Raw genomic sequence first — 5680 nt, forward strand, 5'->3', positions numbered from 1 at the left:
ATCCGGCTGATCACCGATCCCTCCACCTGGGGAATTTCCGTCCGCCCGAAATGGGGAAAATTAGGTCGCCGTTGACACCGGCAGGAACCAGCTTGGCGACGTCGCGACTGATGCCGATCTGGCGAACACAGTTCAGCCGTTCCATCATCTCGGCCATGTTGCGTGTCGATGGCGCCGCACCGGTAATTTTCAGCCACGCCAGCCTGCTGAGGGACTTCTCTTCCATTGGTTCCAGCAGTTGATCCAGGGCCACCTGCCGATCATGATCAAGGCCACCGATCAGAGCCTGGATCATGATCTCCGTGGCTCTGGCCGGACGATGAGGTCCAGCATAACCGGCAGGGGCAGCAGGATGCCGCGAGATCGGCATTCCCGGATCAGCAATTCGGCCAGTCGAACCGGCGAGCGTTCATTGGTGGCGATGCCGACCAGCCAGGTAATCAGGGCCTTGGTCACCTTGCGGTCAAATGAGACCAGGTTGAGCCGACGGATAATGTCTCCGACGTGCTCGCGGCGTGTTTCATCGCGGCGGGCGTACCGGGTATGGACACCGGGGTCGATGTCCAACTGCATGGCCACAAACGCGACCACCTCGGGCGGAACCATTTCACCGGCAGCGGGTGGGCGGCCCGCCTGTCGAATGCGGCAGAGCAGAACGGCATAGCCGAGGCGGTTGTGGTCACCGCGCTTGGCCGCGATCAGATCAATATCATCACGCGACAGCGTGTAATGGCGAAGGATGGCCCGCTCGTCGTATTCGACAGCCATCAACTGGTCCCATTGTTTGTCGCTGAGGATTCGCTGTCTCGCCATTGATCCCTTCCCCCTTGATGCCGAATGATTTCAGCATGCGCGTCTTGCGGCTCCGGGGCGAGTCCGTGTGGATGGAGGGGCTTACGTTACGGTCAAGCCAAATAACCGACAGACGTGGTCTCTTGGTAGAGCGCTGCCAACAATCATGCTACCTTCAGCCTCTACCATGAAGGGGGAGCATGGATGTCGGACAGCAATCGCACTGCCCTGGCGCATGCCATCCATGACCATCCCTTCCTCAGCGCAGCCTATCTGCGCTTCCTGTTCCTGTCGTTCGACGGACGCATCGGGCGTGCCAGCTATTGGGGCAGTGCGGCGTTCTGGATCGCAGTGTTGTTCCTCGTCTCGGTGGCGCTGGCATTGTTGCCGATACCTGAGACTGTAATGGCGGCGGTGCCCATCCTTATCCTGGCCGTGGTCCTGCTGACCCTGCTGCCGGTGCAGATCAAGCGATTGCATGACCGAGACCGACCCTGGTGGTGGATTATCCTCAACATCATCCCGCTGGCCAATTTCTGGCTGGTGATCGAGCTGGGGTTTCTGCCCGGTGTCGCGGGGAACAACCGTCATGGCCCACCGCCCGGCCATCCCGCCCTTTCCCCGGAGGAAACCAAGACCCGGTTCGACGCCGGGCAAGCACCGTCCTTCGCCAGTCCGCGCGACCAATCCATTTGCATTGTCCTGCACGGGCTGGAAAGCAAGACCCTCCCCGACGGCATCCAGCATCGCGACATCGAGCTTCTGTGGCTGACCGCCCTGGGATTGGCCTATGAGGGGCGTCCGCTGGATCGCTTCGGCGACATCCCCATGCCGGGTTTGGTTCATGACATCCGACCCTATCTCTGCCTCGTCCCCGACGAAGACCTCGCCCGCATGATGGCGGCACTGGACAGTGCCGATACGATGCCCGAGCTGCGGCTGATGTTTCCCGACAGCCTGTGGGAGACGGCAGCATGATCGTCTGGTCCGGCAACGGCTATGTCCTGCCCCTCCTCGTTGCCGTGACGGTTGCCCTCGGTCTGGTCAGCGGCACCGCGCTGGGGCTATCAGATACCCACGCCGTGGCCGTTGGCTACACCCTCGCCGCCGTTGCCACCTGGATCATCGGACGGCGCATGAACGACCCCGCCAAGGGCTATCCGATGATCGACGCCAAGACGGGTGAAACCGTCATCCTGCGCACCCGCCACACCGTGTTCTGGGTCGAGGTGCAGTGGTGGGCGATTCCCTGCGCCCTGGCCGCCATCGGCAATGGCTTCCGTGGTGCCCTGTTCCCCGTCAGTGCCGACCCGTGGCCGGTGGTGTTCGTGCTGGTCGGGCTGGGGCTTGGCGGCATGGTGCTGGGGCCATTCATCCTTCGCCGCCTGGGGGCGCCATGACAGCCCCCACTATTCTGCGCCGTGACGCGACTTTGTGGCTGTGGAACACCACGGATGAAGACATTCAGGCCGCGCTCTACGGTGACTACGTTTCCGAAAAGGGAACCTGCTGCGTCGATCCGGGCGAGGTGAAGGAGATCGGCACGATCGCCCCCAATGGCGTATCGTTGCGCCTGGTCTTCACCCCACGCCGGGCGGCGTCACGGGTGTACGATTACGACTTGGCTGCAACCGGCGCAGTGGTGGAGCATCCGACCCTAGGGACAGCTACCCGTCTTCCTGATCCGGTGCCGCTGCCCGAGCCGTGGCTGGTCAACCACGCCCTTTCCCCCGAGATCGTGGCCGCCGCCGAGGCCGGTGATGCCGAGGCCCAGTACCAGCTTGGCTTCAACCTGTTCTGGGGCTTCCCCTATACCGACGAGGCCACGGGGTACCGCTGGCTGGAGGCATCGGCGGCGCAGGACCATCCCGCCGGATGCCGCTATCTGGGGGAGATCTTGTTCGGCGGCGATGAGTTTTCCGGCATCGAGCAGGATTTGGATCGCGCCGTCGCTTTGTTCGACATCGCCGGGCACGGTGGCTGGCCGGGTGGATGGAGCAAGATGGCCTATGCCTATGAGCACGGCACCCTGTTCCCCCGCGGTCCTGACCAAGCGCTGCATTACCTGAAGCTGGCCGCCGAAGGGGGCGACACCTTAGATGCATTGAAACTTGCCCGGCGGCACGAGGACGGAGACGGCGTTCCCCATGACCTGAACCAAGTCATCCACTGGCTGCGCGTCTCCGCCGAACGCGGCCAAAGCCGCTTTGGCGATGCCGAATTGAGCCTGGGCATGATGTACCATCTGGGCCACGGCGCCCGGCAGGACTTCGCCGAGGCCGAACGCTGGTATGCCCGCGCGGCTGAACTGGGCGTGCAAAGGGCAAAGGATATTCTGGAGCAGGGCTTCGCCACCCCACCCCAGGATACCGAGGATGCCTGGGACATGCTGACCCAGAACGCCCCTGTCGTGGTCACCGCCATCACCAAGCGGGCGTTGAAAGGCAATGCCGAGGCAATGATCGAACTGGCCATGCGCCACATCTACGGGCGCGGCCTGCCTCACGACCCCGCCCAAGCCACCGCCTGGCTGCGTCAGGCGGCCGAGACCGGTAACGCCGAGGCTTGCCGCCTGCTGGCGCAGCGGCTGGAAAATGGCGAAGGAGCAGACATCGACCACGGCAGCGCCCTCGCTCTCTACCATCGAGCTGCCAATCAGGGCGACGAAGAGGCCATGGTCGGGGCCGGGCGGTTGTTGATGGAAAAGGGCGACGGTATGGCGGCCTTGGCCTATCTGGATCGCGCGGCCAACGATTGGCATGCCTCCGCTTGCCGCCTGATCGGCAACATCTACCGCCACGGTATCGGCGTTCCCGCTAATCCAGGCCGTGCCGAGGTGCATTATATGCTGGCCGTTGCCACCAACGATCCCGAGACCATGGTCGGTCTGGCTCGCCTGTACGCGTCAGACGGCCACAAGGCGGAGATCGCCGAATTGCTGGAACAGGCCATCGACCTGATCCACTGGCCCGCCTGCGAGTTGATGGAGGAACTTTGCCCCGGCTGGGGTGCCGCGCCGAACAACCAATCAATGACGCCGCGTTCGGTCGAGGCCGAGAATACAAACACCGACATCACCGTAGCCGCATTCGAAGCCTTCTTGGTGGGGCTAACTGGTGTCGACATCCGCCGGTTAATCGCGGCGACCTACCGGCTTAACCTGATCTGCGCGTTGAAGGGTACACCCGAGGCCGCACGGCAGCGGCTGTTCATCAACTTGACTGACGCGGCCAAGGCGGATGTGGCGTTCACGATGGAGGCGGTGGGGCCCGCACGGTTCGAAGATACGGTGAGGGCGATTGCAGGTATTTTGCCAGAATAATATCTTTGAGGAGAATGATTATGATGATCGCCTCATCTGTATTAAATTTTATTTCAGGCGTTGCAATTATACAAATAATTTATCTTTTTATTGGGACTATTCTGGCGGCGGTTATTTATCCTGTAGTTGCTTACCGTTTTGCGATACATCCTGGCTGGGGTGTTACCGCTTGGATCGATATTCTCTGCATTACGCCTTTGTCGTCGTTTTCCCTTTCAAGGTTTTTGTTGTCATTTTTTCCCGCTGCGGTCGCACGCAATCCAGTCAAAGGAATTTCTTTTCTCCTCATCATCGCAACATGGCTCTGTATCAGTGCGATTTCCATAAATACATTCTATATATCTCTTGCTGCAACAAACGGATTTGATGAATTTTCTGTGGATAGTATTTTATATTTAAATGTGTTTTCTATTATCATATTTGCATTCATTGCGCTTATGTCCTTTCGCGCCCGGCGTGCCACGCTTAAAGGTGGCGCGTACATTCTGTTCCTCAGGCGTTTTGCGGGGCGGGCAGATCGATCCATTCTCCGTGTCTTGCAAAAGGCCACACATGATGACGTGCCGATTGTCATGCTCTCCGACCCCAAATGCCGCGCGGTATCCAGGGACCCACTTCTGCTTGGGTTTATCGGAATGAGTTTTCTCCATCCCTTTATATCGATGCCGATCTATGTATCAGAAGCCAACGAAACCTGGAGGGAGGCGGTTGAACGCCTGATTTCATCTGCAAAAATGACCGTTATCGACGTCAGTGATATATCTGAGGCGATGGCATGGGAGCTTGGCAGGCTTTCAAGCGTCCGCCAAAATGTACTAATGGTCATGAGCAATAAATATACAACAAAATCATCTGCCGATCAAATAGGTCGCCTCAAAGAATTTACAAATAAGATCAAATACGATAGCGGAATTGCAGTTGGTGTCGCAATGTTTCTGGTCGCTGGGATAATTGGAGGTGGGTTCGCGGGAGTTGTTGCCACTCAGCCGCTATTGTTTTTGTTGCGAATGGTTGGATATGAAGCTGAGGCATCCACTGCACTTGCCGTGATCACATTGGGCTTGGTCATTTTTACGATAACTCTATCGAAGAGCTACTACCTTAAGCCCCACATAAAGGCAGAATCATCTTTAATTATACAAAATGAAATTCACCGCTTCCTTGGCGGGCGCGCAATATCGAATACCTGGCGTCATAGAGTTGAGTATTGGTACATTGCTGCTGCGCTTCCTTCATTGGCGCTGGTGTACTTTTTTGCTATTGAAGTATTCACTAAAATCCGTGGCGGGCAATAGCGTGGGTAGCCAAGGATTTGGGCAACTTGCCTATGACAAAGGCATGAGAATTCTCGCAGGTGCTCAGCCGGATGCCGCTGCCTTGGAAAGCAATTCCATCAAGCATGGGCTGTTGACCTATGTCTTGATGGTGGAAGGCCTTGAATGGATGAAAGCCGATCGTTCGCCCCAGGACGGAGCACTTGGGCACCTCCGGAAACCTCTTCATTCTGACGGTTTGAGAGTTGTTCCGGGCGTGAATTGCGGTTGATCGGCGTTTCCGGGTCTGTTT

7 protein-coding genes are annotated in these 5680 nt (G+C 58.5%); 4 read left to right on the forward strand and 3 right to left on the reverse strand.

Annotated elements, in window-relative coordinates; all coding sequences use genetic code 11:
• Positions 1–10: 10 nt before the first annotated feature.
• Entirely contained in the window at positions 11–295 is a 285-nt protein-coding gene (locus tag A6A04_RS17280) for a hypothetical protein (RefSeq protein WP_068495142.1), read from the reverse strand.
• On the reverse strand, positions 292–768 hold the full coding sequence (locus A6A04_RS17285; RefSeq protein WP_068495144.1) for a DUF4158 domain-containing protein: 477 nt from the start codon (positions 766–768) through the stop codon (positions 292–294). The genes A6A04_RS17280 and A6A04_RS17285 overlap by 4 nt, the downstream gene beginning before the upstream one ends.
• Before the next feature lie 228 nt (positions 769–996).
• On the opposite strand from A6A04_RS17285, the gene A6A04_RS17290 reads away from it, so the two are divergent.
• Genes A6A04_RS17290 through A6A04_RS22500 form a run of 4 tightly spaced genes read left to right on the forward strand, consistent with a single transcriptional unit; the run spans position 997 to position 5409 of the window.
• A complete protein-coding gene (locus A6A04_RS17290; RefSeq protein WP_068495147.1) occupies positions 997–1770 on the forward strand; it encodes a DUF805 domain-containing protein in 774 nt (257 codons plus the stop codon).
• On the forward strand, positions 1767–2192 hold the full coding sequence (locus A6A04_RS17295) for a hypothetical protein (protein WP_068495149.1): 426 nt from the start codon (positions 1767–1769) through the stop codon (positions 2190–2192). Before A6A04_RS17290 ends, A6A04_RS17295 begins: the two co-directional genes overlap by 4 nt.
• Positions 2189–4114: a FliG C-terminal domain-containing protein gene (locus A6A04_RS17300; RefSeq protein WP_082915020.1), complete on the forward strand. Its 1926-nt coding sequence runs from the start codon at positions 2189–2191 to the stop codon at positions 4112–4114. Before A6A04_RS17295 ends, A6A04_RS17300 begins: the two co-directional genes overlap by 4 nt.
• 20 nt (positions 4115–4134) lie before the next feature.
• Positions 4135–5409 carry a hypothetical protein gene (locus tag A6A04_RS22500; protein WP_156612667.1) on the forward strand — a complete coding sequence of 425 codons (1275 nt, stop codon included), beginning with the start codon at positions 4135–4137 and terminating at the stop codon, positions 5407–5409.
• Here A6A04_RS22500 and A6A04_RS22965 read toward each other — a convergent pair.
• Positions 5387–5680: hypothetical protein (locus tag A6A04_RS22965; RefSeq protein ID WP_216636127.1), on the reverse strand; the 294-nt coding region annotated here is incomplete at its 5' end. The genes A6A04_RS22500 and A6A04_RS22965 overlap by 23 nt on opposite strands.

The organism is Paramagnetospirillum marisnigri, assembly GCF_001650715.1.
GTDB classification, from domain to species: domain Bacteria; phylum Pseudomonadota; class Alphaproteobacteria; order Rhodospirillales; family Magnetospirillaceae; genus Phaeospirillum; species Phaeospirillum marisnigri.